Source organism: Streptomyces sp. NPDC001852, from assembly GCF_042891825.1.
Classification (GTDB): domain Bacteria; phylum Actinomycetota; class Actinomycetes; order Streptomycetales; family Streptomycetaceae; genus Streptomyces.
Window position 1 is genome coordinate 92366 of the sequence record NZ_JBIATN010000012.1, and the last position, 25897, is coordinate 118262.

General features: G+C 73.7%; 21 protein-coding genes. 6 read left to right on the forward strand and 15 right to left on the reverse strand.

Annotation, left to right across the window (positions count from 1 at the left end; genetic code table 11):
• The first annotated feature begins 160 nt into the window (after positions 1-160).
• Positions 161-952, forward strand: a complete 792-nt coding sequence (locus tag ACFYZB_RS21875) for a S1 family peptidase (RefSeq protein ID WP_388761052.1) — start codon at positions 161-163, stop codon at positions 950-952.
• 150 nt (positions 953-1102) lie between these two features.
• On the opposite strand, the gene dmpI is transcribed toward ACFYZB_RS21875, so the two are convergent.
• The 3 genes from dmpI to ACFYZB_RS21890 form a co-directional block, all read right to left on the reverse strand.
• Positions 1103-1285, reverse strand: coding sequence for a 4-oxalocrotonate tautomerase DmpI (gene dmpI, locus ACFYZB_RS21880; protein ID WP_076090755.1), 183 nt, complete (start codon positions 1283-1285; stop codon positions 1103-1105).
• A 92-nt stretch (positions 1286-1377) separates the two neighbouring features.
• On the reverse strand, positions 1378-2244 hold the full coding sequence (locus ACFYZB_RS21885) for a LysR family transcriptional regulator (protein WP_388761055.1): 867 nt from the start codon (positions 2242-2244) through the stop codon (positions 1378-1380).
• 23 nt (positions 2245-2267) lie between these two features.
• Entirely contained in the window at positions 2268-3377 is a 1110-nt protein-coding gene (locus ACFYZB_RS21890) for a winged helix DNA-binding domain-containing protein (RefSeq protein ID WP_388761058.1), read from the reverse strand.
• 165 nt (positions 3378-3542) lie between these two features.
• On the opposite strand from ACFYZB_RS21890, the gene ACFYZB_RS21895 reads away from it, so the two are divergent.
• Complete coding sequence (locus ACFYZB_RS21895; RefSeq protein ID WP_388761061.1) at positions 3543-4391, forward strand: patatin-like phospholipase family protein; 849 nt, start codon at positions 3543-3545, stop codon at positions 4389-4391.
• Positions 4392-4593: 202 nt separating this feature from the next.
• Here ACFYZB_RS21895 and ACFYZB_RS21900 read toward each other — a convergent pair whose 3' ends face one another.
• The 6 genes from ACFYZB_RS21900 to ACFYZB_RS21925 form a co-directional block, all read right to left on the reverse strand.
• Complete coding sequence (locus ACFYZB_RS21900; protein ID WP_388761064.1) at positions 4594-5880, reverse strand: extracellular solute-binding protein; 1287 nt, start codon at positions 5878-5880, stop codon at positions 4594-4596.
• A 23-nt stretch (positions 5881-5903) separates the two neighbouring features.
• A complete protein-coding gene (locus tag ACFYZB_RS21905; protein WP_388761067.1) occupies positions 5904-7046 on the reverse strand; it encodes a hypothetical protein in 1143 nt (380 codons plus the stop codon).
• A 197-nt stretch (positions 7047-7243) separates the two neighbouring features.
• Positions 7244-8758: a VWA domain-containing protein gene (locus tag ACFYZB_RS21910; RefSeq protein WP_388761070.1), complete on the reverse strand. Its 1515-nt coding sequence runs from the start codon at positions 8756-8758 to the stop codon at positions 7244-7246.
• A gap of 37 nt (positions 8759-8795) precedes the next feature.
• Positions 8796-11099, reverse strand: a complete 2304-nt coding sequence (locus tag ACFYZB_RS21915; protein ID WP_388761073.1) for a tetratricopeptide repeat protein — start codon at positions 11097-11099, stop codon at positions 8796-8798.
• Positions 11096-12832: a serine protease gene (locus ACFYZB_RS21920; RefSeq protein ID WP_388761076.1), complete on the reverse strand. Its 1737-nt coding sequence runs from the start codon at positions 12830-12832 to the stop codon at positions 11096-11098. The genes ACFYZB_RS21915 and ACFYZB_RS21920 overlap by 4 nt, the downstream gene beginning before the upstream one ends.
• Before the next feature lie 224 nt (positions 12833-13056).
• Positions 13057-13695, reverse strand: coding sequence for a phosphoribosyltransferase (locus ACFYZB_RS21925; protein ID WP_388761077.1), 639 nt, complete (start codon positions 13693-13695; stop codon positions 13057-13059).
• 162 nt (positions 13696-13857) lie between these two features.
• Here ACFYZB_RS21925 and ACFYZB_RS21930 point away from each other — a divergent pair, with 162 nt between their 5' ends.
• Positions 13858-14625, forward strand: coding sequence for a polysaccharide deacetylase family protein (locus tag ACFYZB_RS21930; protein WP_388761453.1), 768 nt, complete (start codon positions 13858-13860; stop codon positions 14623-14625).
• Between the two features lie 82 nt (positions 14626-14707).
• Positions 14708-15148, forward strand: coding sequence for an SRPBCC family protein (locus tag ACFYZB_RS21935; protein ID WP_388761079.1), 441 nt, complete (start codon positions 14708-14710; stop codon positions 15146-15148).
• Positions 15149-15161: 13 nt separating this feature from the next.
• On the opposite strand, the gene ACFYZB_RS21940 is transcribed toward ACFYZB_RS21935, so the two are convergent.
• The 5 genes from ACFYZB_RS21940 to ACFYZB_RS21960 form a co-directional block, all read right to left on the reverse strand.
• Complete coding sequence (locus ACFYZB_RS21940) at positions 15162-16313, reverse strand: XdhC family protein (protein WP_388761081.1); 1152 nt, start codon at positions 16311-16313, stop codon at positions 15162-15164.
• Positions 16314-16360: 47 nt separating this feature from the next.
• Complete coding sequence (locus tag ACFYZB_RS21945) at positions 16361-17818, reverse strand: NCS2 family permease (protein WP_351204157.1); 1458 nt, start codon at positions 17816-17818, stop codon at positions 16361-16363.
• A gap of 210 nt (positions 17819-18028) precedes the next feature.
• Positions 18029-20413 (reverse strand): xanthine dehydrogenase family protein molybdopterin-binding subunit, encoded by a 2385-nt coding sequence (locus tag ACFYZB_RS21950; protein ID WP_388761084.1) that lies wholly within the window; start codon positions 20411-20413, stop codon positions 18029-18031.
• Between the two features lies 1 nt (position 20414).
• Positions 20415-20999, reverse strand: a complete 585-nt coding sequence (locus tag ACFYZB_RS21955; RefSeq protein WP_388761087.1) for a (2Fe-2S)-binding protein — start codon at positions 20997-20999, stop codon at positions 20415-20417.
• Entirely contained in the window at positions 20999-21892 is an 894-nt protein-coding gene (locus ACFYZB_RS21960; RefSeq protein WP_351204151.1) for a xanthine dehydrogenase family protein subunit M, read from the reverse strand. The genes ACFYZB_RS21955 and ACFYZB_RS21960 overlap by 1 nt, the downstream gene beginning before the upstream one ends.
• Before the next feature lie 344 nt (positions 21893-22236).
• On the opposite strand from ACFYZB_RS21960, the gene ACFYZB_RS21965 reads away from it, so the two are divergent.
• Together ACFYZB_RS21965 and ACFYZB_RS21970 are read left to right on the forward strand one after the other, a co-directional pair.
• Positions 22237-23910 (forward strand): PucR family transcriptional regulator, encoded by a 1674-nt coding sequence (locus ACFYZB_RS21965; protein WP_388761090.1) that lies wholly within the window; start codon positions 22237-22239, stop codon positions 23908-23910.
• 166 nt (positions 23911-24076) lie between these two features.
• Entirely contained in the window at positions 24077-24844 is a 768-nt protein-coding gene (locus tag ACFYZB_RS21970) for a hypothetical protein (RefSeq protein WP_388761092.1), read from the forward strand.
• Positions 24845-25022: 178 nt separating this feature from the next.
• Here ACFYZB_RS21970 and ACFYZB_RS21975 read toward each other — a convergent pair whose 3' ends face one another.
• Positions 25023-25790 (reverse strand): GntR family transcriptional regulator, encoded by a 768-nt coding sequence (locus ACFYZB_RS21975; RefSeq protein WP_388761095.1) that lies wholly within the window; start codon positions 25788-25790, stop codon positions 25023-25025.
• Positions 25791-25897 lie beyond the last annotated feature (107 nt).

Below are 25897 nucleotides of genomic sequence, written 5' to 3' on the forward strand. Positions count from 1 at the left end.
ACCCCCTAGGGGGTTCCCTCATTGGGAGCCGAGGGTTCCGGGTCCTAGCGTAAAGGGCGTGCCGCTCGCCCGGGCACATGGGGGTCGGTCCCGCGACCCCCATGCACAACCCCCACGCCCGTGCGATCCCCCACCGGTGCAACCCCCACTGAGGAGACTCATGTCCGGGTCCAGACGTGCAAGAAAGACCACCGCGACCGTGGTGGCCGGTGCCGCCGCCGCGGCGACCGCGCTGTTCGCCTCCCCCACGGCGAGCGCCGCCCCGCAGCCCATCGTCGGCGGTACGACCACCACGACGGCGGCGTACCCCTTCGTCATGCAGATCACCGACGCGTCCGGCAGCCAGTTCTGCGGTGGCACCCTGGTCGCCGCCAACAAGGTCGTGACGGCCGCGCACTGCATGGCGGGCGAGTCCGCCGACAATGTCCGTGTGGTCGGCGGCCGGACCAATCTCAACGGCACCGACGGCACCGTGAGCAAGGTCAGCAAGATCTGGGTCAACCCGGACTACACGGACGCCACCAACGGCCATGACGTGGCCGTGCTGACCCTGGCGACGTCGATGCCGTACAAGCCGGTGTCGTACGTCTCCGCCTCCCAGACGGACGTGTACGCGGCCGGCGCCACGGCCCGGATCCTCGGCTGGGGAACCACCTCGGAGAACGGCAGCTCCTCCAACCAGCTGCGGACCGCGACCGTCCCGCTCGTGTCCGACTCCAGCTGCAAGAGCTCCTACGGTACGGACTTCGTCCAGTCCGACATGGTTTGCGCCGGATACTCGTCCGGCGGCGTAGACACCTGCCAGGGCGACAGCGGCGGTCCCCTGCTCATCGGGGGCGTCCTGGCAGGGATCACTTCCTGGGGCGAGGGGTGCGCGGAGGCCGGTTACCCGGGTGTGTACACCCGGCTGACCACCTTCTCGGACCTCGTGACCGCGCAGGTCGGCTCATGACCGCGCAGGTCGCCTCGTAACCCGGAAGAGGGACACCTGAGCACCCCTCAGGTAGATGCCAGGGGGGCGCTGCGAGCCACCACGAGCGGCCCGCAGCGCCCCCCTCTCCACGTTCACCCCCGCGGAACGCGGCGGCGTGGTGGGTGCGGACTACTTGTCGGCCGTGAGCTTCCCGGCCGCGCCCCAGCTGTCCGCCGGGACCTCGTGGATCCACACCTGCACGGTCTCCGCCGGGATCCGGTACGCGTCGACGAACGCGTCGGTGACCCGCTTGACCAGCTCCCGCTTGAGCTCCACATCGCGCGGGCCCTGCTGGATGGTGACGATCGGCATGGCTGAACTCCCTCGGTCGGTGTTCCCGTTCGGTGGGTCCAGTCCATCGCGCCGCCCGCTCCCGGCCAAGGAGCAGTCCGCGACCGCAGCGATCAGCTTTCGTGATCACCGCAGGCCAGGAGCAGTTTCTCCAGGTGCGCGGAGGGGTCGGCAGCGGGCACCGCGAGTCCGGTGGCCAGGGCGAGTCCGGGTGCGCGGAAGGGGACGTACGCCACCCGGGGCGTGGCCAGCACGCGCGCGTGCGAGGCGTAGACGACCGTCCACAGGGGGCGGGCGCCGATGGTGGCGAGGGTGTCGTGCAGGGTGCCGCCGGCCCGTCCGGGCACCGGCTCGAACCCGGCCGCGTGGCAGGCGCCGAGCACCAGGTCGACCAGGGCGGGGTTGGCGCTGCGCGGGGCGAGCGCGAGAGGCAGACCGGCGAGGTCGGCGAGGTCGATCTCGCCCTGCCGCGCGAGCGGATGCGTGGCCGGCAGGGCGGCGACCAGCGGATCCGGCCACAGCGGCACCACCCGTACGCCGGCCGGGGGTTCGGCCGAGCGCACGAACGCGGCGTCCAGCAGGCCCGCCGCGACCCGGGCGAGCCGCTCGCCGGCCGGCAGCGAGACCAGCTCCACCGGCACCTCGGGCGCCCGCTCGGCGAAGGCGGCCAGCACCCGGTCCAGATGCGCGCCCAGCCCGGTGCTGGTGCCGAGGCGCAGCCCGGCGGACGCCGCCACCGAGGCCCGCGCCTTGTCCGCCGCCGCGAGCACCGCCCGCGCCTCGGGCAGCAGCCGCTCCCCCGCGCCGGTCAGCCGCACCCGGCGCGGCGACCGGTCGAACAGCTCCGCGCCCAGCTCCCGCTCCAGCCGCTGTATCTGCTGGCTGACCGCGGACTGCACGATGTGCAGCCGCTCGGCGGCCCGCCCGAAGTGCAACTCCTCGGCGACGGCGACGAAATAGCTGAGCTGGCGGAGTTCCATGCGCCGACTGTAGAGGGTGTCGATCAGGGCCGTACGACCGTCCCGAACCGGATGTCGTACGACGCCTCGGGGTGCAGGACGCGCAGCATCCGCTCGCCCTCCGCGGTGACCTCCTCCCGCTGGACCGTGGTGAGCCCGGTGAAGGGCTCGATGACCAGGGCGTCCGGGTCCAGCTTCCACACGCCCGCCAGGAAGCCGTCGACCAGGAGGGTGCGGTAGGCCTGGTTGCCCCGGAAGTGGCGGCCCCGGTGCTCGGGCGGTATGACGCGACTGCGGTCGGCGTGGGAGAGCAGGAGGTTGTCGAACTCGGGCAGGAAGCGGGGCGGCGCCGGGGTGTCCGGGTCGGGACGCGGGGCGTCGGGGAGGTCGAAGAGCTCGGTGCCGTTCGGGTCCCGGAAGGTCAGCAGCCGGGGGCGGAGCCGCTCGAAGGCGTCCCTCAGGCGGGTCAGTCCGGCCCAGGTCTGCATGTCCTTCACGGATGCGGGGCCGAAGGCGGCGAGATGGCGCAGGACCACGGAGTCCGGCTCGGGGGCCGGTCCGGCCGGGCGGCCGAGCCAGTGTTCGGCGGTGGTGAGGGCGACCTGGCCGCTCCTGCCCCACAGTCCGCGCGGGGTGACCTGGACCAGGGGCAGCGTGCAGCGGGCGGCCACGGCGAGAGCCCGCGGGTCGGCGTCCGGCCACCTTGCGCTCAGCGTCTGCCGCAGCTGGGCCATCGTCCGCGGCTCGGCCTCGACCAGCTCGCGGGCGTGGCGGGCCAGCAGGTCCAGGTCGACACCGGTCAGGCCCGCGCGGAACGCGCCCAGCTCGCGGTACCGGGCCGGCTGGACGAAGGGCCGCAGGGTCAGGCAGTCCTCGGCGGTGTGGGTGTGCAGGGTGGAGCGCAGGGTGACGATCCGGGCGACCTCGCGGTCGGCCATGAGCGCGGACAGCGCCTGCGGTGCGAAGCCGTCGAGGCGGGCGGCGAGGGCGTAGTACGGCGGTTGGACGTTCTGCGCCTGGAGACCGAGCAGATGCCCCACGGCGGCGCGCGCGGACAGCGCCGAGCGGCGCAGCAGCAACTGGCGTTCCAGCGTGGCTCGGTTGAGGGCACGGACCTCCAGGAGGGGGGCCTTCGTCGCACTGCTCTGTGTCATGACCGCACGCTAACCGGGATCGCGGACACCTGCTGTCCGCGACTCCCACCGCTGAGGGGCGTGGTCTTCAGGAAGCGGGACTCGCTGTAACCGGGAATGCGGGCACCGCGGAGGACGTCTGCACTGGTGATCACCGACTGGACGACGACTGTTCGAGGAGTGGGGATGACCGAGGCACTGGTGCTGGGCGGCGGTGGTGTGGGCGGGATCGCGTGGATGACCGGGCTGCTCACGGGGCTCGCGGATGCCGGGCAGGACGCCGGCGGGGCCGGGCTGCTGGTGGGGACCTCCGCCGGGTCCGCCGTGGCCGCCCAGCTGGGCAGCGGGCTGAGCCTCACGGAGTTGTACGCGCGGCAGACGGACCCCGCGCTGCAGGCTGCCGAGATCATGGCCGAGCTGGATCTGGAGTGGTTCGCGGCGGAGCTCGGCGCCGCGACGGGCTCCGCCGCCTCCCCGCCGGAACTGCGGCGCGCGATGGGGCGGATCGCACTCGGGGCGCGGACCGTGTCCGAGGCGGCGCGGCGCACGGTGATCGAGTCGCGGCTGCCGTCGCACGGCTGGCCGGAGCGTGCGCTGAAGATCGTCGCGGTGGACGCGGAGAGCGGTGAGCCGGTGGTCTTCGACCGTGCCTCGGGTGTACCGCTGGTGGACGCCGTCGCGGCGAGCTGTGCCGTGCCGGGCGTGTGGCCGCCGGTGACGATCGGCGAACGCCGGTACGTCGACGGCGGGGTGCGCTCCGTCGCCAACGCCGACCTCGCCGCCGGCGCGGACCGGGTGCTGGTGATCGTGCCGCTCGGCGCCACCGAGCCGATCCCCAGCGAGTACCCGCTGGAGCGGTCGGTGGAGCAACTGCGCGGCCAGGGCGCCGAGGTGGTGGTCATCGCGCCCGACGAGGCATCGGCGACGGCGATCGGCGGCAACCCCCTGGACCCCGCCACCCGCGGCCCGGCGGCCGAGGCGGGCCGCGCGCAGGGCAGGGCGCTGACCTTGCCGTGGAAGCGGCCGGCGAACTGACCGGCTCGCGTTGCCGAGTTGGGGGTGGCCCGCGTCCCGCGGTGCGCGGGCACCCTCCGGGGAGCGACGGCCCTCTGACCGGGCAGCCCCGCCGCCGAACCCGGCCACCCGCGCCACCCAGGCCTGCACGGTCGCGCGCAGAGCGGGACGCCGCAGACCGCCCACCGAGCGACCACGGCGCCGGGTCCGGCGCCCGCGCCTGTCACGGCGTGCGGTCGCACACCGAGGGGAGCCAGGTCAGGCCCTGGCTGTGGCTGAGGGTGTCCAGGGAGGCCAGCAGGGCGTTCAGGTGGTCGGGATGCGCGAGGAACTCGATCGTCGCCTCGGCGAACGCGTCGCGCACCGAGGGCGGCATCGCGTCGGAGGCGTCGAAGCAGTGCACGGCCCGGTCGTCGAGGAGGGTCGCGGCGAGGGACCGGTGCCAGGCCGCACCGCCGTCGGAGGGCGCCGGCTGTGCCGCGGGACTGACGGAGAAACCCGACTCCTCGGCGTTCCAGGCACGTTGGGCGCCCGCCGAGGCGAGGTGACGGATCAGCGTCTTGGCCTGCGGGGTGTCGTGCAGCAGGGCGACCAGGTCACCGGAGACCTCCCAGGCGTCGCTCGCCCTGGCCCCGGGGATCCGCCGGGCCGAGGGCTCGTAACGGCCGTCCACGCGTTTCCAGGAATCCTGGTTGCGGATGAAGGACGCCTGGTGCTCCAGGGTGCAGCCGCGCGGGTGGCCGGCAACCGGTTTCGACGCGTCCTGGTACGGCGTCTTCAGCGCCCGCCGGACCAGGTCGCGGTCGCCGCCGGCGCCGACCAGGCGCCCCCAGGTCGTCCAGGCCGACCGCACCGCCCCGGAACGCCAGGGCAGTTCGCCGCGCGCCCAGCGCTGATAGGTGGCGGGGCCGTACTGCTGGAGCAGGATGTCCTCGATCCAGTCCGTGCCGGGCCAGCCGCTCGTCGCCCCGGAGCCCATGCCGACGCACCACTGGCCGGGCCGGCCCGCCGCCTCGGCGCGCTGCCGCTCGCTCGTGCCGGCCGGGTACCAGACGATGGACTTCAGGTCGGCCTTGAGCGGGAACCAGTACACGTGCCCGTCCAGCGGCGTGGTCCAGGACGCGCCGAAACCGCCCCGCGGCACGAGGTCGTCGAGCGGTTTCAGCTGTCCCTGCCGGGCGTAGTCCGCGAGTTCACCGGGTCCGGTCAGCACCACCACGTCCGGTGGCGTCCCGGCCTCCACGTCGGCGCCGAGCACCTGGCTCTCGGCGGAACTGCCCTGGTAGTCGACGTGGATGTGGTACTTGCGCTCGAAGGGCTCGATGACCGACTCCCGGAAGTTCCGCTCGTCGGTGCCGGTCCAGTTGGCGAGCAGCGTGACGGTCGGCTCCTGGCCGAGGGCCCGTACGGCGAACACGACGGCCGCCGCCAGCAGGACCAGGCAGCTCACCACCACGGTCAGGGCGCGGATGCGGCGGGAGTGGCGCGGGTGAGGGGCCGTGACCGTCACGGGCCCGCCGCCGTGTGGGGCGCTCACCGGGGCCTGAACCGGTAGTCGTCGATGTGCCGCCGCAGTCCCGTCTCGGCGAGGGCCATGAGCAGGATGCCTCCTATCAGGATCCACACCGCGGCCGAAGCGCGGAAGCCGGTGTGTGCGAGGTACGCCGCGGTGTGCCGTCCGGCGTCGGTGATGAGCCGCCCGGTCAGCGGGCGGTCGAGCAGGTCGCGGGTGTCCGCCATCCCCTGGTGCGTCCAGACCGTGAACAGCAGCGTGGCGGCGAGACCGGCCGCCAGCAGGGCGCCCGCCGCGAGCAGGCCGCGGTTGTACCGGCGGCGGAACCGCCGGCGCAGGAACAGCTGGGTCTCCAGCAGGGCCGCGCCGAGGGCGAGGGCCAGCAGCAGGGTCGCGGTCCAGCCGAGCCACAGCAGCGGGCCGAACGAGGTCTGCCGGTGCACCGCGGCGCGCTGCTGCTGTTGCAGGGCCTTCAGCCGGGCCTGGATGCCGGAGCCCTGGTCCGTCAGCACGCTGGTGGCATAGCTGAGGTAGGCCTCGCGCAACACGCTGTCGGCGGGCTGGAGTTGGGCCTGCTGGACCTTGACGGCGTACACCGTGATCAGCCCGGCGACCGTCTGCAGGGCCTGCCGGCCCGCCGGGCCCCCGACATCGTCCCCGGCGGCGGCCGCGAGGCTCTGCGCGGCGACCGAGATCTGTTTCTGGAAGTCGCTGGTCGGCGCCGCCGCGCCGGCGTCCCGCTGGGCCTGGCCGAGGGCGTACAGCGCGGTGTCGAGGGACAGCACGGCCGGGGCGCTGGAGGTACGCAACGGGTTCGCGCCCCCGTGCACACCCTCGTAGGACAGGAACAGCGACAGCGTCAGCAGCGCGGACAGCGCCAGCAGCAGGCGATGGCGTACGGCGAGGTCGTGGGCGGTGGTACTGCCGCCACCCACCGGACGCCGACCGGGAGGGAGCAGCCGGCGCAGGAGGATGGTCGGCTCGCCGGCGGGGGTGTGGCGGTCGGTGGGGGCGGTGGTGGGTGCGGGGCGGGGGGCGGTGAGGTGGGGTGCCGTGCCGTGGGCGCCGGGGTGCCGGGCCGGGGAGGGGGTTTCCGGGCGCGTGCGCTGACCGGCGGCGGGGACGGCGTGCGGGGTGCCGGGCACCGCGCCATCGCCTGTCACGCCCCGACCGGGCTCGCCGAGATGCCCGGACGGACCCGGCTCGCCTGCTTGCGCGCCCTGCCCGGGGTCCCCCGTGCCCCCACCGGGGGCACCAGCCTGGTTGCCGTGAGCCCGCCCGCCGCCCTGTCCGCCCCCGCCCGAGGCGCCCGCGTGCGGCCCACCGCCGCCGGGGCTCGTGTGCGGGGCGTTGGCGGGGGTCATGAGGCCTGCCCGGTCAGGGGGCGGCCGCAGGTGCCCCCGCAGTAGACGGAGTCGGCCGGGCCGAGCCACTTGCAGTGGGGGCACTCGATCAGCGCGTCGGTGCCGGAGGGGGTGGCGGGGTCTGCCTCGGCCGGTGGGCCGGGGCTGGGCGGCTGTGGTGGGGTCGTCATGGCGCTGGAGAGGATCAGGTGCTGCCAGTCGACGTCCTTGAGGCCGGCGCGTACCCGGCCGGTGCCCGATCCGGCCTGCCCGTCCTCGATCCGCCGCAGCGCGCGCAGGAGCTGGGCGTCGTCCAGCTCGGCGGCGAGGGCCAGGGCGCGCGTCAGGTGGCGGTCCGCGTCGGCCCGGCCGTCGGTGCCGCGCAGCCAGGCCTGGTAGGCCCCCGCGACGGCGGCGGTCGCCTGCTGGTACAGCTCGTACCGGCGGACTCCGGGATGCCGCCGGGAGGCGTCGAGCGGGTTGTCGGTCCAGCGGACCAGCACGGGCCGCGGCGCGGGCAGCCGTACCGGGCGCCCGAAGTCGGGTACGGCGACCTCCACGGCGGCGAGCTGAAGGTCCTCGCCCCTCTCGCGGCCGGCCGGGTCGGCGGTGAGGACGACCTGGTAGTGCCGTGTCTCGTCGCCCCAGGCGCGGGTGACGTACTCGGTGCCGCGGCCGCCGGAGCCGGCCGGAACGGCGGGCAGTTCCTGCTCGCCCGGCACCACCTGCTTGACCCGGCGGATCACGGTGCCGGGGGTGGGGGTGATCCTGATGCGCAGCTCGGGGATCGCGGTGCCGAGCAGTCCGGTCACCAACTCCTCGTACGCCTCGGTCAGTTCGGACTCCTCACGGACCGCTCCGGCGCGGCCGTGCAGCCGCCGGGTGATGCGCAGCAGCAGTTCGGCGTCCCAGTCGTCGCCGATGCCCCAGGCGTCGCAGACGAACCGGCCCTCGCAGGCGTCCAGGGCGGTGTCCAGCGACATGGCGGCCCGGTGGTCGTGCTCGTTGCGCCCGTCGGTCAGGAGCAGGACGTGCTTGACGGGGGCGGGCTGCTCCTTCAGCAGCCGCCGGGCGAGGTCGAGCCAGGTGCCGAGGGCCGTGCCGCCGTCCGCGTCCAGGATCCGTACGGCCCGCTCGGCGGCCGCCCGCTCGGCGGGCCCGGCGACGGCCATCGGGGCCCGGCCGGGTCCGGGATGGACCACGGTGGCGTCGAACCGCCCGGACAGCACGGCGAACGCGGTGCCGTCGGGCAGCAGCCGGACCGCGGCGGCGGTGGCGTCCTTCGCCGCGTGCAGTTTGGCGGCGGGGTGGAGCATGGAGCGGGAGGTGTCGACGATCAGCACCTCGGCGAGCGCGGGGCCCGCACCGTGCGCGGGGGCGGCGCCGGATCCCGGGCCGCCGGGGCCGCGGACGCCGATCTCCAGGATGGCGTGCATCTCCCGGTCGGCGGACTGCCCGGGCGCGGCCACGGCGGGCAGTTCCCTCTGCTGGCCGACCGCGAGTGTCACCTCGATCTCCTCGGCCACGGTCATCGTGTGTCCCCCAGGTGGTCACGGGCGGGTACGGGCGTCAGAAGGTGGTGATCGGCCGGACCGCGTGGGCGAGGTCCAGCAGCCGGCCGTGCTCCCCCGCGGTGCGGGCCTGCGCGGCCAGCAGGCGGAACGAGTGCTCGAGCAGGCGGCGCAGGCCGTCCTCGTCACCGGGTCCGAGGAGGTCCCCGGCGGGGAACTCCGGCCCCCAGCCCTGTTCCGGCCGGCAGCGCAGGGTGTTCTCGCGGACCTCGGCGACCAGCCGGGCCCGGGACTCGCCGTCGGCGGCGCCGCCGTCCAGACGCAGCTCGGGCAGCCGCCGGGCGGCGTCCCGCAGGTCGGCCGGTGCGGGCGGCTCGCCGCGCAGGATGCCGGCGCGGACCCGGACGGCCGCGATCCGGGCGGCGTCGTGGTGGCGGGAGGTGGCGGGCACGTCGTCGAGGACGCGGACGGCGGCGTCCCGGTCACCGCCGGCCAGATGGCCGCGGGCCAGCCCGAAGGCTGCGGCGGTGTGCGCGAAGTCCCGCTTCCAGACGGCCTCGTAGAACCGCATGGCCCGCGGGATGCGCTGCGGTCCGGGCACCTCGGACTCGTGTTCCGTGCAGTAGGCGAGGGCGAGCTTGGGCACGTACTCGCCGGGCAGGGCCCGGTAGACGGCGTCGAAGCGGGCGCCGGCCTGACGCACTTCACCTCTGCTGAGGTGGAGCACGCCGCGGTGCCAGGCGATGCGCCAGTCGTGCGCGGCGGCGCCTTCGCCGAGCAGGGTCTCGGCCTCGGCGAGCCAGCTCTCGGCCCGCTCCCGCTCGCCCTGTCCGAGATAGGCGCGGCACAGCCACAGCGCGGTCTCCGGGGTGCCGAGGCGGGATTCACGGTGCCACTGCTCGTCGACCCGGTCGGGGGCGTCGGGCGGGAAGGTGTCCAGCAGCAGGGCGGCTCCGTCGTCGGGGTCGGGGACCGGTTCCGGGAGGGCGCCGGCGACCTCGGCGGCGGCGGGCGGGGAGACGTCGAGGCCGGGCGGCTGTCCGCCGGGGCGGGCGGTGAACCGGTCCAGGGCCGGGATCGCACCGAGCCCGGCGTCGAGGCTGGCGCCGGTGGCGCGGAACCGGGTGGAGCTCTCCGGCAGCTGCTCGCCGAAATGGAGGGACCGGAACTCCCGCAGTACTTCCCAGAGTTGCCGGGACATCTCGGCCGCCGAGCGGAACCTGGCGCGCGGCTCCGGGTGGGTGGCGCGGTCGATCAGCCGCCGGAAGGAGTCCGGGGCGAGACCGCGGGCCGGTTCGGTGTCCCGGGCCAGCGCCTGGAGGGTCGTGCCGACGGTGTAGAGGTCGCTGTCGACGTGCCAGCCGCGCCGGTCGATCTCCTCCTGGGGCGGGGCGAACGCGGCCGTGCACACGTGGGCGGAGGTGCGGTCGCCGATGGCGCGGACGGCGCCGAGGTCGATGACCTTGACCGCCCGGCCGAAGTGGATGACGTTGGCGGGCTTCATGTCGCAGTACAGCAGCCCGCGTTCGTGCATGTACTGCAGGGCGCCGAGGATCTTGCAGCCGTAGGTGAGGACGTGGTCCAGGCGGGGGCGGCCGTGGAAGATCCGTTCGACGTCGTCGGCGTCGAACAGCTGCTGCAGGGAACGGCCGCCGATGTAGTCCATGACCAGGTAGCCGGTGGGCGGACGGCCGGGGACGTGGTGGTCGGCGTAGGTGATGAGCCGGACGATGTCGGGGTGGTGCAGGTCGGTCAGGGAGCGGCGCTCCTCGACGGCGTTGCGGCGGGCGAGCGCGTCGTGGACGTCGATCTGGCCCTTGAGGACGACCCGGTACCCGTCGGCGCGGGTGTCCTCGGCGAGATGGATCCAGCCGAGCCCGCCCCCGCCGAGCAGGCCGAGGACGCGGTAGTGGCCGGCGACCACATCGCCCTTGTTCAGCTGGGGCAGCAGGGAGTAGGGCGTGCCGCAGCGGGGGCAGTGGCCGGTGGCGGGGGCGGGCCGGCCGCCGTAGCCGATGCCGATGGTCATGGTGCAGCCGCCCGCGCCGCAGCGGCGGCCGCCGGTGGGCGGGTGGGGGTCGGTCACGAGCACGTCGTCGGGGGCGGGCACCTCGGGCAGCACGACCAGTCCGTGCTGGTCGAGGTCGCCGACCCCGGCGACGGCGTGCACGGCCGGCGGGCCCGGGCTCTCCTCGGCCGGGCCGCCCGGGAGCGGGGTGCGCGGTGCGGTGCGCGGTGCGACCGGTGACGGTGGCTCCGGACGCGGTGCGGTGTGCGGCTCGGCGTGGCGGCGGCCGCAGGTGTCGCAGTAGCCGGTGCGCATGATGTGGCCCGCGCAGCCGGGCCGGATGCACGAGGTCACGGTGCGCTCTCCTTCCGGGATGCGCCGGGTGCGGCGGGTGCGGCGGGTTCCGTCGGCCCGGCCGGGGTGGACGGTGCCGGGGCCGAGCAGAAGTCGACGAAGCGCTCGACGGCGGCCTCGGCGCGCTCGAGGTCGCAGGGGGTGTGCCGCAGCAGGGACAGGGCGTGCTCGTAGAGCCGGTAGGCCTCCATGACCCGGTCGCCGTGCGCGGCGGCCCGGGCGCGGCACAGCGGCCACTCGGCGCCGACCCGGCCGAGGAGTTCCTCGCGGCGGCGCAGCCGGGCGTCGAGGACGCCGATCGCCTGTTCCAGGCGCTGTCTTCGGCGGTCGGCGGCGTCCTCGAAGGTGAACAGCAGGTCGGCACGGCCGGGTTCGCGCTCCCGCTCGGGGCTGTGGGCGACCCAGGAGCGCAGCATCCGGGTGCGCCGTACGCCCGCCTCGGCCTGCTCCACCAGCTGCCGGGTGGCGGGGCCGGGCAGGACACCGTCCCGGAGCCGGTCGAGGCCGGGTCCCAACTCGTCCACGATCCGGTCGAGTTCGGCGTGCAGCCGGCTCCAGCGGTCGTGCAGCGGGCGGCGTACGAGGGACTCGGCGGCCTGTTTCCCGCGTTCGCTCCGGCGGCGGAACACCAGCAGCAGCCGGGCTCCCTGCCGGGCGAGCCGGTCCAACAGGCCGAGCAGGGCGTCGGGTTCGGCGGCCTGGTCGACGCCGACCAGGACGGCGGCGAGCGGGACGCGCAGGGCGCCGAGCCGTTCGGGCCGGGGGTCGTCGCGCAGACCGAGGCGCTCGGCGATCCGGTCCGTGACCTGAGCGGCCGTCAGTCCCTTGATGTCCAGGGCGAGATCGTGGGCACCGGCCGGGGGGACGGTCTCGGGCGGGTCGTGGTGGTAGGCGCTGGTGTTGCGGTGGGTGCGCAGTTCCCGGTCGGCGAGGGTGACGGCCCGCTCGAGGGTGAAGGCGCGGTCGCCGCGGGCGGGAACGACGGTGACGAGCACCGGCCAGCCCTCGCCCCGGAACCAGCCGGCGAGTTCGGTGGCGAAGTCGATGTCGAGCCGGCCGGCCCGGCCGGGGGTGCCGGTGCGCAGCCGGGGATCGACGGCTTCGGCGCCGTCGCTCCAGTCGGCGACCTGCGGCAGATGGCTGATGATGGTCTCGGTGGGGCTCATGTGGGTGAAGACGGAACCCGGCCCCCGGTCCACGCTGAGGACGATGCCGATGACCCGGTCGGTGGCGTGGTCGACCACTCCCCCGCCGCTGAAGCCGGGGGCGGCCAGTTCGCCCGTCGTGACCGGACGCAGCTGCACCCGGCTGTCCCGGCCGCGGGCGGCGAGCAGGGTGGCGTCGTGCCAGCGGCCCTCGTCGTGGCCGTCCGGAAAGCCGTACATGCTCACGGGGCCGTGCGCGGTGGCGAGCCGGTAGAGCCGGGTGGCGTGCTCGGCGGGCAGCGGCTCGGCCAGCCGCAGCAGGGCGAGGTCGCCGCTGCGGCCGCCGAGGCCGTCGTCGTGGTCCGGCACGTGCTCGTCGGCGCGCACCGTGGCGGCGACGGCGCCGGGCACGCCGACCAGCCGGACGACATAGCGCGGGCCGGGGCGGACGACATGGGCCGCGGTGAGCACCCGGTCGCGGGCGAGCAGCACCCCCGCGCCGAGCACCTGCCCGTCCGACGCCTCGATGCGTGCGATCCACGTCGGTGTCCGTAACGACTTGACGGCTCGCTCCCCCGTGCGCGTCATGGCCCCGAGGTTACTCCGCGTGCCGACCCGGTACTACTGGTGTGCACGGGGCCGTTACCAAAGAGCGGTGACCGGGACGACCGAGGGGCAGCTGTGCAGGTTACGCCGGCGCAACCGGCCAAGGGGCGAGGGGCTGTGTCGATGTGCGGCTCCGCCGCGTGAGCGCGACGAGCCACGACGCCGCCGCACCCGGCAACGGCCGGAGACCCCGGCGGCGCCACCCGTCACCGCCCCAGTGCGGCCAGCACCTCCGCATCGGAAAGCTGCTGGAAGTCCTCGTACCACTGCCCCACCGCGCTGAACCCGGCGGGCTGATGCGGGCACACGACCAGGTCGGCCTCGCCGGAGAGCCGGTCGACGGAGTCCGGCGCCCCGACGGGAACGGCCAGGACGAGCCGCGCGGGCCCGTGCCGCCGCACATGGCGCAGGGCCGCCCGGGCGGTGGCGCCCGTGGCCAGCCCGTCGTCGACGACGATCACCGTACGGCCCGCGGGGTCCGGCGCCGGCCGGCCGCCGCGGTAGCGCTCCTCACGGCGCCGCAGCTCCCGCCGCTCGCGTTCGACCACCGGGGCCATGGACTCCTCGGTCAGGCCGAGCCGGTCCAGGGAGCCGGTGTTGAAGAGCGGCGGATCGTCGCCGACCAACGCGCCGACGGCGAACTCCTGGTGGTGCGGGGCGCCGATCTTGCGGACGATGAGCACGTCGAGCTGGGCGTCGAGGGCACGGGCGACGGGCTCGGCGACGGCGATGCCGCCGCGTGGCAGGGCGAGGACGAGCGGATCGACGAGGGCGCCCTGGTCGCGCAGGTCGCTCAGCAGTCCGGCGAGTTCCCGTCCGGCTTCGGCACGGTCCCGGAAGCGCATGGCCGTCCTCCTCCGCGGTGCCTCTCCTCCCATGGTGCTCCCGGTCGGGCGTTCCCGGGGCATCCCCGCACTCGAACACCAGATCTACACACTGAGTGTATAGTCGCCCGCATGCCTCTTTCGACCGACACGATCCCGACGCCGAAACCCGCGACCAGGAAGATGTGCCGAGCCGCCCGGAGGTTGCGTCCGGCCTCGCTCGCCCCGGCCGCGGTCGGCCTGGCGCTCACGCTGTCCGGCTGCGCGCAGGTCGACACGACCGCACCGAGCACCGTACGGGCCGCGGCGGCGCACGGGGCTCCGGCGGGGTTCGGCACCGTCGACTGCCGGGAGGCCAGGTGCATCGCGCTCACCTTCGACGCGGGGCCCAGTGAGAACTCGGCGCGGCTGCTCGACATCCTCAGGGCGAAAAAGGTCCCGGCGACCTTCTTCCTCCTGGGCAAGAACCACATCGAGAAGTACCCGCAGCTGGTCAAGCGGATGGCGGCCGAGGGGCACGAGGTCGCGAGCCACACCTGGGACCACAAGATCCTCACGCGGATACCGGACGCACAGATACGCGAGGAGCTGAAGCGGCCGGACGACGCGATCGAGCGGCTCACCGGACGCAGGCCCACGCTGATGCGCCCGCCGCAGGGCCGTACGGACAGCAACGTGCACAAGATCGCCAAGGAGATGGGCCTGGCGGAGGTGCTGTGGAGCGTGACCGCCAAGGACTACACGACGAACGACTCCGGGCTCATCACCCAGCGGGTCCTGGACCAGGCGTCCCGGGACGGGATCATCCTGCTGCACGACATCTACCCCGGCACCGTGCCCGCCGTACCCGGCATCATCGACGCGCTGAAGGCGCGCGGATACGTCTTCGTGACGGTTCCTCAGCTGCTGGCGCCCGGCAAGGCGGAGCCGGGCAAGGTCTACCGGCCCTGATTCCGCCCCGGGTCGGTCCTCCGTGCGGTGGAGCGGGGCCCGAACGCCCCGCTGACCGGCGCCCATTGCCTACGATCGTGCCGTGCCGATCTTCTCCTTCGCCCGTACGGCCCCGCTCCCCCTCGACGAGGCGTGGCGCCGGCTCACCGAGTGGCCCCGCCACGCCGACGCGGTCCCGCTGACCCGGATCAGGGTGCTCACCGACGGGCCCACCGACGTGGGCACGCGCTTCGTGGCCCGTTCCGGCGTCGGTCCGCTGGCCTTCGACGACGTCATGGAGGTCACTCTCTGGCGCCCGCCCGCCGACGGCGAGGGCGGGCTGTGCCGCCTGGAGAAGCGCGGCCGGGCGGTGCGGGGCTGGGCGGAGATCGAGGTCAGTCCCGGGCCCGGGGGCCGCAGCCGGGTGGTGTGGCGGGAGGAACTGCGGGTGAGGTTGCTGCCGCGCGCCTTCGACGGCGTACTGGAACGCACGGCACGCGCGGTGTTCGGCCGGGCGGTCAACCGCCTGCTCCGGCGGGCGTGAGCCGGGGCCGGCCTCAGGCCACCGACCCGATCCTCCCGGCCGGGAGCGCGGCCAGGTCGCGGTGGATGGGGGTGTGCGCGCCGGTGAGCGAGACGCCGCTGCCGCCGCGCCGGTTCGCGACGATCTCCGCGCCGATGGACAGGGCCGTCTCCTCCGGCGTACGGGCGCCGAGGTCGAGGCCGATCGGCGAGCGCAGCCGGGCCAGTTCGAGTTCGGTGACGCCCACCTCGCGCAGCCGCTCGTTGCGGTCGAGGTGGGTGCGGCGGGAGCCCATCGCGCCGACGTAGGCGACCGGCAGCCGCAGGGCCAGCGCGAGCAGGGGGACGTCGAACTTGGCGTCGTGGGTGAGGACGCACAGGACGGTGCGGCCGTCGACCTCGGTGCGCTCCAGGTACGTGTGCGGCCACTCGACGACGATCTCGTCGGCCTCGGGGAAGCGGGTCCTGGTGGCGAACACCGGGCGGGCGTCGCACACCGTGACGTGGTAGCCCAGGAACTTGCCGACGCGGACCAGCGCGGCGGCGAAGTCGATCGCGCCGAAGACGATCATCCGGGGCGCCGGGACGGAGGACTCGACCAGGACGGTGAGCGGGGCACCGCAGCGCGAGCCCTGTTCGCCGATCTCCAGGGTGCCGGTGCGGCCCGCGTCCAGGAAGGCGCCGGCCTCGGCGGCGACGGTGCGGTCCAGCCCGGGATGGCCGCCGAAACCGCCGGCGAAGGAGCCGTCGGGGCGGACGAGGAGGGCCCGGCCCCGCAGCTCGGCCGGGCCCTCCACGATCCGCGCGACCGCCGCCGCCTCCCCACGGGCGGCGGCGGCCAGCGCGGCGGCGAGCACCTGCCGGGCGGGACCGTCCGCCCGGACCGGTGTGACGAGGATGTCGATGACGCCGCCACAGGTCAGGCCGACGGCGAAGGCATCCTCGTCGCTGTAACCGAAGCGTTCGAGCACGGTTTCCCCGTCCTGAAGCGCCTGTCGGCACAGCTCGTACACGGCGCCCTCCACGCACCCGCCGGAGACCGAGCCGACGGCCGTGCCCTCGGCGTCCACCGCGAGGGCGGCGCCGGGCTGGCGCGGTGCACTGCCGCCGACGGCCACCACGGTGGCGACGGCGAAGTCACGGCCCTGCTCGACCCACCGGTGCAGCTCCTCGGCGATGTCCAGCATCTGTCGGTCTCCTAACGGGTGTGCGGGGAAGGGGCGTTCACCCGGCGCTAGTGCACGCCGAGCCAGCCCTCGATGGGATGCAGGGCGAAGTACACCAGGAAGATGACCGTCAGGCCCCACATGAAGGCACCGATCTCGCGGGCCTTGCCCTGGGCGACCTTGATGGCGGTGTAGGAGATGACACCCGCCGCGACACCGGAGGTGATGGTGTACGTGAAGGGCATCAGGACGACGGTCAGGAAGACCGGGATCGCGGTGGCGCGGTCGGCCCAGTCCACGTGCCGGGCGTTCATCAGCATCATCGCGCCGATGACCACCAGGGCGGCGGAGGCGACCTCCTGCGGGACGATCGCGGTGACCGGGGTGAAGAACAGACAGGCCGCGAAGAACAGGCCGGTGACGACGGAGGCGAGACCGGTACGGGCGCCCTCACCGACGCCGGTGGCGGACTCGATGAACACCGTCTGGCCGGAGCCGCCCGCCACACCGCCGATCGCCCCGCCGGCGCCGTCGATGAACAGCGCCTTGGACAGGCCCGGCATCCGGCCCTTGTCGTCGGCGAGTTCGGCCTCGGTGCCGACACCGATGATGGTGGCCATCGCGTCGAAGAAGCCGGCGAGCACCAGGGTGAAGACGATCATGCCGATCGTCATCGCGCCGACCTTGCCCCAGCCGCCGAACGCCACGTGCCCGAAGAGCGAGAAGTCGGGCATCGAGACCGCGCTGCCGTGCAGTTCGGGAGCGCCGTTGGCCCACTGCTTGGCGTCGATGACACCGAGGCCGTTGAGGACGGCGGCGACGATCGTGCCGGAGACGATGCCGATCAGGATGGCGCCGGGGATGTTGCGCGCCTGGAGCATGAAGATCAGCAGCAGGGTGCCGGCGAAGAGCAGCACCGGCCAGCCGGTGAGCTGGCCCGCCGGGCCGAGGCTGAGCGGGGTGGCCTCGCCCTTGTGCACGAAGCCGGACTTGTAGAGACCGATGAGCGCGATGAACAGGCCGATGCCCATGGTGATGCCGTGCTTGAGCGCGAGCGGGATCGCGTTCATGATCATCTCGCGCAGGCCGGTGACGACGAGCAGCATGATGACGGCGCCGTACATCACACACATGCCCATGGCCTGCGGCCAGGTCATGTTGGGGACGACCTGCGAGGACAGGACGCCGGAGACCGACAGGCCCGCGGCGAGGGCGAGCGGCACCTTGCCGACGAAGCCCATCACCAGCGTGGTGAAGGCCGCCGCGAACGCGGTGGCGGTGATCAGCGCCTTCTGGCCGAGCGTGTCGCCGTGGATGTCCTTGCCGGACAGGATGAGCGGATTGAGCAGGAGGATGTAGGCCATCGCCATGAACGTGGTGATGCCACCGCGCACCTCCCTCGCGACCGTCGATCCTCTGTGGGATATGTGGAAGTACCGGTCGAGCCAGGACCGGCCGGCCGGGACGCGGCTGCCATCACCGGCGTCGTCGGCTGCGGTCCTGGGCTCCACTGACTGCTGGGTCATGGGCCAACTCCCAAGGTTCAAAGGGGCACCCGCGCAACCCGCCTTGCGGGCACGGGATTTGGGAATGGACGACCCGGGGGACGGCCCGAGACGAACGAATTTCCTGGTACTTCAAGGACCGCGAGCGGTGCGGAACTCAAAGGGGGTTCCTCCGGGCGGCGCGGCGGAGTGTGTGACGTTCCCGGCGCCGCCCGGAGAGCTGTGGGGTTGTTACGCGGTTCCCGTGAGGTGCTCGGGCCGCACCGGCGTGCGGTTGAGCTCCAGCCCGGTCGCGTTCCGGATCGCCGCGAGGACGGCCGGGGTGGACGACAGGGTCGGGGCCTCGCCGATGCCGCGCAGCCCGTACGGGGCGTGCTCGTCGGCGAGTTCGAGCACGTCGACCGGGATGGTCGGCGTGTCGAGAATCGTGGGGATCAGGTAGTCCGTGAAGGAGGGGTTCCTGACCTTGGCGGTCTTCGGGTCGACGATGATCTCCTCCATCACTGCCACGCCCAGGCCCTGGGTCGTACCGCCCTGGATCTGGCCGATGACGGAGAGCGGGTTGAGCGCCTTGCCGACGTCCTGGGCGCAGGCCAGTTCGATGACCTTGACCAGGCCGAGCTCGGTGTCGACCTCGACGACGGCGCGGTGCGCGGCGAAGGAGTACTGGACGTGGCCGTTGCCCTGGCCGGTGCGCAGGTCGAAGGCCTCGGTCGGCCGGTGCCGCCACTCCTCCTCGATCTCCACGACCTCGTCCTCCAGGACGTCGACCAGGTCGCCGAGGACCTCGCCGCCGTCGGTGACGACCTTGCCCCCCTCCAGCAGGAGTTCGGCGGTCGCCCAGGCCGGGTGGTAGGAGCCGAACCTGCGCCGGCCGATCTCCAGGACCCTCTCGCGCACGAGCTCGCAGGCGTTCTTCACGGCGCCGCCGGTGACGTACGTCTGCCGGGAGGCCGAGGTGGAGCCCGCCGAACCCACCTGGGTGTCGGCCGGGTGGATGGTCACCTGGGTGACGCCGAGCTCGGTGCGGGCGATCTGCGCGTGGACGGTGACACCGCCCTGGCCGACCTCCGCCATCGCGGTGTGCACGGTTGCGACCGGTTCACCGTTGATGACTTCCATGCGCACCTTGGCGGTGGAGTAGTCGTCGAAGCCCTCGGAGAAGCCGACGTTCTTGATGCCGACCGCGTAGCCGATGCCGCGTACGACGCCTTCGCCGTGCGTGGTGTTGGACAGACCGCCGGGCAGTTGCCGTACGTCGGCGCCCTCGCTGGACTCCCACTGGCGCTCCGGCGGGAGCGGCATCGCCTTGACGCGGCGCAGCAGTTCGGCGACCGGGGCCGGGGAGTCGACCGGCTGCCCGGTCGGCATGACGGTCCCCTGCTCCATCGCGTTCAGCTGCCGGAACTCCACCGGGTCCATGCCGAGCTTCTTCGCCAGCTTGTCCATCTGCGCCTCGTAGGCGAAGCACGCCTGGACCGCGCCGAAGCCGCGCATGGCGCCGCAGGGCGGGTTGTTGGTGTAGAGGGCGATGGCCTCGATGTCGACGTCGTCGATCACGTAGGGGCCCACCGACAGGGACGAGGCGTTGCCGACGACCGCCGGGGAGGCGGAGGCGTAGGCGCCGCCGTCCAGGACGATCCTGCACTTCATGTGCGTGAGCTTGCCGTCCTTGGTGGCACCGTGCTCGTAGTACAGCTTCGCCGGGTGCCGGTGGACGTGCCCGAAGAAGGACTCGAACCGGTTGTAGACGATCTTGACGGGCTTGCCGGTGCGCAGGGCCAGGAGACAGGCGTGGATCTGCATCGACAGGTCCTCGCGGCCGCCGAACGCGCCGCCGACGCCGGCCAGCGTCATGCGCACCTTCTCCTCGGGCAGGCCGAGGACGGGCGCGATCTGGCGCAGGTCGGAGTGGAGCCACTGGGTGGCGATGTAGAGGTGGACGCCGCCGTCCTCCTCGGGGACGGCGAGGCCGGACTCGGGGCCGAGGAAGGCCTGGTCCTGCATGCCGAAGGTGTACTCGCCCTCGACGATCACGTCGGCCCGCTTGCGGGCCTCCGCCACGTTGCCGCGGATGATCGGCTGGCGGTGCACGATGTTGGGGTGCGGGACGTGCCCGATGTGGTGGTCGTCGCGGTTCTCGTGGACGAGGATCGCGTCCGGGGCCAGGGCCGACTTCTCGTCGGTGATGACCGGGAGTTCGCGGTACTCGACCTTGATCTTGGCGGCGGCGCGGCGGGCCGTCTCCGGGTGGTCGGCGGCGACCAGCGCGACCGGCTCGCCGTGGTGGCGTACCTTGCCGTGCGCGAGGACCGGGGTGTCCTGGATCTCCAGGCCGTAGTTCTTCACCTCGGTGGGCAGGTCGTCGTACGTCAGCACCGCGTAGACGCCGGCCGTGGCCAGGGCCTCGGAGGTGTCGATCGAGACGATCTCGGCGTGGGCGACGGTGGAGCGCAGGATCTGGCCCCACAGCATGTCCTCGTGCCACATGTCGGACGAGTACGCGAACTCGCCGGTCACCTTGAGGGTGCCGTCCGGGCGGAGCGTGGACTCGCCGATGCCGCCCTTGGTCTGCGAGCCCTGCGTGATCTTCGTAGGAGCGCCGTTGGCCGGCATGTCAGGCCCCCTCGGACTGGCGGGCGGCCGCCAGGCGGACCGCGTCCATGATCTTCTCGTAGCCCGTGCAGCGGCACAGGTTGCCCGACAGCGCCTCGCGGATGTCCGCGTCGGTCGGATTCGGGTTGCGCTCCAGGAGTTCGTCGGAGGCGACGAGCAGACCCGGGGTGCAGAAGCCGCACTGGACGGCGCCGGCGTCGATGAACGCCTGCTGGACGGGGCTGAGTTCGGCGCCCTCGCCGGTCTGGGAGTCGGTGCCTTTCGCCTGCCATCCCTTGGCCTCGTCGAGCGAGGTGCCGCAGGTGCCGGTGGCGCAGCCGCCGTGCTCCTCGCGCTGCTTGGCGTAGTCCGCCAGGCCTTCGACGGTCACCACGTCGCGGCCCTCGACCTGACCGGCCGCGACCAGGCAGGAACACACCGGCACGCCGTCCAGGCGCACGGTGCAGGAGCCGCACTCGCCCTGCTCACAGGCGTTCTTCGAACCCGGCAGGCCCAGGCGCTCGCGCAGGACGTACAGCAGGCTCTCGCCCTCCCAGACGTCGTCGGCTTCCTGCGGGCGTCCGTTGACGGTGAAGTTGACGCGCATTACGCAGCTCCCTCGGTGGTGCGGTGGTTGCCGCGGTACGACTCCCAGGTCCAGGTGAGCGTCCGGCGGGCCATCACGCCGACCGCGTGGCGGCGGTAGCTCGCGGTGCCCCGGACGTCGTCGATCGGGTTGCAGGCGGCCGAGCACAGGTCGGCGAACTGCTTGGCGACCGACGGGGTGATGATCTTTCCGTTGTCCCAGAAGCCGCCCTCCTCCAGGGCCGCGTTCAGGAACTCCTCGGCGGCCTTGGCCCGCACGGGCGTGGGCGCGGCGGAGCCGATGCCGGTCCGGACCGTACGGGTCCCGGGGTGCAGGGCGAGGCCGAAGGCGCACACCGCGATGACCATGGCGTTGCGGGTGCCGACCTTCGAGTACTGCTGCGGGCCGTCCGCCTTCCTGATGTGCACGGCGCGGATCAGCTCGTCGGGCTGGAGCGCGTTGCGCTTGACGCCGGTGTAGAACTCGTCGATCGGGATCAGCCGGGTGCCGCGGGCCGCCGACTCCGCCTCGACCTCGGCGCCGGCCGCGAGCAGGGCGGGGTGCGCGTCACCGGCGGGCGAGGCCGTGCCGAGGTTGCCGCCGACGCCACCGCGGTTGCGGATCTGCGGGGAGGCGACCGTGTGCGAGGCGAGCGCGAGGCCCGGCAGCTCGGCACGGAGGTTCTCCATGATCCTGGTGTACGGCACGGAGGCACCGAGCCGTACGCTCTCCTCGCCGACTTCCCACTCGTAGAGGTCACCGATGCGGTTGAGATCGAGCAGGTACTCGGGCCGGCGGTGGTCGAAGTTGATCTCGACCATCACATCGGTGCCACCCGCGATCGGCACAGCGGTGGGGTGCTCGGCCTTCGCGGCGAGCGCCTCCTCCCAGCTGGCGGGGCGAAGGAAGTCCATGACCGGCTCTCTTCTTCGTCTCAATGGGTCATACAGATTGAGCCAATCCGTGTGCGGCGGGCGCGGCTCGTTCATGTGCTGTTAACGCGCTGTGGACTCAGTACACCGCCCCGTACTCCAGGGGTGTCAGTCACGGAAACCATGAAGGAGTTCGCTGGCCAGGGTGAGCATCTTGTAGATTCGTATGAACGGAGGTCATCGGTAACCTCTCCGTTTTCCCGGAGAAACGCAGGACACAGCGCCGAGGCCCCGGCGAACGCCCCCGGGCGTCCGATTCCGGGTGACTGCCCCGTCACCCGCCAAGATCCATCGTAGGTTTCGAGACAAAGAACGGCGGCGACGAGATGCGGCTGCGCGCACTTCTGGACACCGATGCGCTGGGCCTGCGGCTGCTCGGCGGCGAGGACGAACTGGACCGTTCGGTGCGCGGGGTCATGACCACCGACCTGCGCGACCCGAGCCGCTATCTCTCCGGGGGCGAGCTGGTGCTGACCGGCCTGGCCTGGCGCCGGGACGCCGCCGACTCCGAGCCGTTCGTACGCATCCTGGTGCAGGCCGGGGTGGCGGCCCTGGCGGCCGGTGAGGCCGAGCTGGGCGACATCCCGGACGACCTGGTGCTGGCCTGCGCCAAGCACCGGCTGCCGCTGTTCGCGGTGCACGAGTCGGTGGCCTTCGCGACCATCACCGAGTACGTCGTCCGGCAGGTCTCCGGCGAGCGCGCCGGGGACCTCGCGGCCGTCGTGGACCGGCACCGGCGGATGATGACCTCGGGCCCGGCGGGCGGCGGCCCGGACGTGGTCCTGGACCTGCTCGGCACCGACCTGGACCTGCGCGCCTGGGTGCTCGCCCCGACCGGCCGGCTGATCGCCGGGTCCAAGGTCGCGGGCCCCGCGCTGCCCGCCGAGACCTGCGCCAAGCTCGCCGCCGAGCACCTGGCGGCCACCCGCGGCGGCCGCCGCGGCCCGCACCGCGTGCTGCTCGGCGGCAGCACCTACTCGCTCTTCCCGATCCGCTCCTCCGGCCGCTCCCCGCAGGCCGCCCGCGATGTGCGCGAGTCGGTGCTGTCGGACTGGCTGCTGGCCGTCGAGGCGGACGCCGGCGACTGGCCCGAGGAGCGGCTGGACCTGCTCCAGGGCGTCACCCAGCTGATCGCGGTCGAGCGGGACCGCCGGGACGCGGCGCGCACGGTGCGGCGTCGGCTCGCCCAGGAGGTGCTGGAGCTGGTCCAGACGGGCGCCGCGCCGGCCGAGATCGCGGCCCGCCTGAGGGTGGCCGCCCCGGTGCTGCTGCCCGGGCTCGGCACGGCCCCGCACTGGCAGGTCGTGGTGGCCCGCGTGGAGTGGGAGGGCGGTGCGGTCGAGGGCGGCCCGGTCGCCCAGTCGCTCCTGGAGGAAGTGCTGGTCGACCCGCAGGCGACCGGCCCGGAGCCGTCCGACCGGATCGCCGTCGCGCACACCGGCGACGAGGCGATCGCCCTGGTGCCGCTCCCGGCGGTCGCCGCCGAGCACGACGGCTCGGAGACCGGGCTGCTGGCCGACTCCCTGCTGCAGTCGGTGCGGGAGACGCTCTCGGCGGGACTGAACGACGACGGGCGGCTCACCCTCGGCGTCAGCGCGGCCGTGCACTCCGCGGAGGGGCTGCGCGGCGCCCTGGAGGAGGCCCGGCACGCCCGCCGGGTCGCCGCGGCCCGCCCCGGGCGGGTCTGCGCGGCCGGACACCAGGAGCTGGCGTCGCACGTCCTGCTGCTCCCCTTCGTCCCGGACGACGTCCGCCGCGCGTTCACCGCGCGCCTGCTGGACCCGCTGACCGACTACGACCGCCGCCACCGGGCCGAGCTGATCCCGACCCTGGAGGCGTTCCTGGACTGCGACGGCTCCTGGACCCGCTGTGCGACCCGGCTCCACCTGCACGTCAACACGCTGCGCTACCGGGTCGGCCGGATCGAGCAGTTGACGGGACGGGACCTGTCGCGCCTGGAGGACAAGCTCGACTTCTTCCTCGCCCTGCGCATGAGCTGAGGCCGGCGGGGCGCGCGGCGGCCGAACCCGGTCACGCCCACGCCCCACGACTTTGTGAAATCTTTCACCCACCCTCTTGGCCCGGCCCGGCAATCGGTGCTGGAATGCCGCCACCACTCAACAGCTCGATGGCGTGCTCGGGGAGGGCAACGTGGCGCATACCGCCATGTCTGGTAACGGAACGACCGCCGGTGACGATCCGCTCCAGACCGCGGTATGGCGGTTGCGCTCGCGGGCCTGCTGGGCGGACGCCGCGGCCCTGCTGCCGCGGGACACCGCCACCGCGGCCCTGCAGCGGGCCGCGCTGCTGGTCGAACGGTGCCTGTACACCGAGCGGGGCTGGGCGGACGCGGAGGACGCCCTGCGGACGGCGGAGGCGCTCGCGCACACCGACGAGGAGCGGGGGGCCGCCGCCTGCGAACGCGGCCAACTCGCCTACACGGCAACGCTGCACGGCGTCCGCGACCGCGCGGACGAGGCGCGGGCCGCGCTGGGACGCGCGGCGGCACTGATCCCTCCGGGAGCGCCGGGCCGGGCCCTGCTCGACTTCCGCCGGGGCCTGATCGCCGAGAACCTGACCCGTTCCCCGCAGGCGGCGCGCGCCGCGTACCGCCGGGCGCACGCGGGCGCCACCGCGCACGCGGACCTGCTGCTGCTGTCCTTCACCTGGCGCCATCTCGCCGGACTCGCCCTGCGCGACGGCGAGTTGACCGAGGCGCGGCACGGGTTCGCGGAATCCCTGCGGATCCGTGAGGAGTTGGGCTACCTGGTGGGTACGGCCCCCGCGCTGGCCTCGCTGGCCGACGCGGAGTCCGAGCCGGAGGCGTCGCGGCTGCGTGAGGAGGCACGGAGGCTGTTCCGGCTGCTCGGAGGTGTGCCGACGTGGCTCGCGCGGCAGCTGACTCCGCCTGCGCCGGGGGTGGCCACGGCGTAGCGCCGGGCGTGGTGGGGGGTGGCTACGGCGTAGGGGCGGGTGGGTGCCGTCCCGTCGCCGGGTGCGGGCCGGTGGGGGCTCCTCGCGCAGTTCCCCGCGCCCCTACGGGGCGCTTGCGCAGCGGCACCTCTCGGCGAGCAGCGCCCGAACCGCCCGGCCACAGCACCGGGCACCCTCCTCAGTCGGCACCCGCGAAGTGTTCCTCCACCAACCCCCGGACCACTTCCAGGTCACGGGCGGTCAACGCGTCCAGCAACGCCATGTGCTCGGCCGCATCCGCCACCAGATACGCCCGCCCGCGCCGGACCGGCGGCCACTGGGACCGCCGATGGAGATCCGCCGCGATGCCGACCAGCTGCTCGTTGCCCGACAGGGCGAGCAGGGCGCGGTGGAAGGCGCGGTCGGACTCCGCGTACGTCGCCGGGCAGCCGGAGGCCGCCGCGCGTACCGTCTCCTCCGCGAGCGGACGCAGTTCCGCCCACCGCTCACCCGGCACGGTCCGGGCGAGCCGCAGCATCACCGGCACCTCGATGAGCGCCCGCACCTCCGCCAGCTCCGCCAGCTCCCGCGCCCCCCGCTCGACCACCCGGAACCCGCGGTTGGGCACGACCTCGACGGCGCCTTCGAGGGCGAGCTGCTGCATGGCCTCCCGCACGGGCGTGGCCGAGACACCGAACCGCTCGCCGAGCACCGGCGCCGAGTACACCTCGCCCGGTTTCAGCTCCCCGGTGACCAGCGCCGTACGCAGCGCGTCCAGGATCTGCCCGCGCACCGAGGAACGCTGCACGGCCGGGCGCGGATCCGGAATCGGCCGCTCACTGTGCGTGTGCTCCCCCCGCGCGGCGGGCGCGGAGGTGTCACGCCCCCGGAAGGCGTCGGGGGCGTCCGCCGCGCGCGGCTGCACGGGCACCCGGGCGCCGACGGAGCCCTGCGTGCGCTGCTCCACGGGTCCCTCCTGGCGGCTTGTCGGCACTTGGGTCATTAACGGCGGGTTGTCACCCGTCCGTCAAGCACCTTAGGCGCCGAAGGTGACAGTTCAAATTCGCCCCCCAG

Bases quoted from the DNA above. Each gene is read 5' to 3' on its own strand.
- dmpI (WP_076090755.1), bottom strand. From the start codon at position 1,285: ATGCCGATCGTCACCATCCAGCAGGGCCCGCGCGATGTGGAGCTCAAG.
- ACFYZB_RS21940 (WP_388761081.1), bottom strand. From the start codon at position 16,313: ATGCTGGACATCGCCGAGGAGCTGCACCGGTGGGTCGAGCAGGGCCGT.
- ACFYZB_RS21970 (WP_388761092.1), top strand. From the start codon at position 24,077: ATGTCTGGTAACGGAACGACCGCCGGTGACGATCCGCTCCAGACCGCG.
- ACFYZB_RS21895 (WP_388761061.1), top strand. From the start codon at position 3,543: ATGACCGAGGCACTGGTGCTGGGCGGCGGTGGTGTGGGCGGGATCGCG.
- ACFYZB_RS21950 (WP_388761084.1), bottom strand. From the start codon at position 20,413: ATGCCGGCCAACGGCGCTCCTACGAAGATCACGCAGGGCTCGCAGACC.
- ACFYZB_RS21965 (WP_388761090.1), top strand. From the start codon at position 22,237: ATGCGGCTGCGCGCACTTCTGGACACCGATGCGCTGGGCCTGCGGCTG.
- ACFYZB_RS21945 (WP_351204157.1), bottom strand. From the start codon at position 17,818: ATGACCCAGCAGTCAGTGGAGCCCAGGACCGCAGCCGACGACGCCGGT.
- ACFYZB_RS21955 (WP_388761087.1), bottom strand. From the start codon at position 20,999: ATGCGCGTCAACTTCACCGTCAACGGACGCCCGCAGGAAGCCGACGAC.
- ACFYZB_RS21875 (WP_388761052.1), top strand. From the start codon at position 161: ATGTCCGGGTCCAGACGTGCAAGAAAGACCACCGCGACCGTGGTGGCC.
- ACFYZB_RS21920 (WP_388761076.1), bottom strand. From the start codon at position 12,832: ATGACGCGCACGGGGGAGCGAGCCGTCAAGTCGTTACGGACACCGACG.
- ACFYZB_RS21910 (WP_388761070.1), bottom strand. From the start codon at position 8,758: ATGACCGTGGCCGAGGAGATCGAGGTGACACTCGCGGTCGGCCAGCAG.
- ACFYZB_RS21890 (WP_388761058.1), bottom strand. From the start codon at position 3,377: ATGACACAGAGCAGTGCGACGAAGGCCCCCCTCCTGGAGGTCCGTGCC.
- ACFYZB_RS21930 (WP_388761453.1), top strand. From the start codon at position 13,858: ATGTGCCGAGCCGCCCGGAGGTTGCGTCCGGCCTCGCTCGCCCCGGCC.
- ACFYZB_RS21885 (WP_388761055.1), bottom strand. From the start codon at position 2,244: ATGGAACTCCGCCAGCTCAGCTATTTCGTCGCCGTCGCCGAGGAGTTG.
- ACFYZB_RS21925 (WP_388761077.1), bottom strand. From the start codon at position 13,695: ATGCGCTTCCGGGACCGTGCCGAAGCCGGACGGGAACTCGCCGGACTG.
- ACFYZB_RS21960 (WP_351204151.1), bottom strand. From the start codon at position 21,892: ATGGACTTCCTTCGCCCCGCCAGCTGGGAGGAGGCGCTCGCCGCGAAG.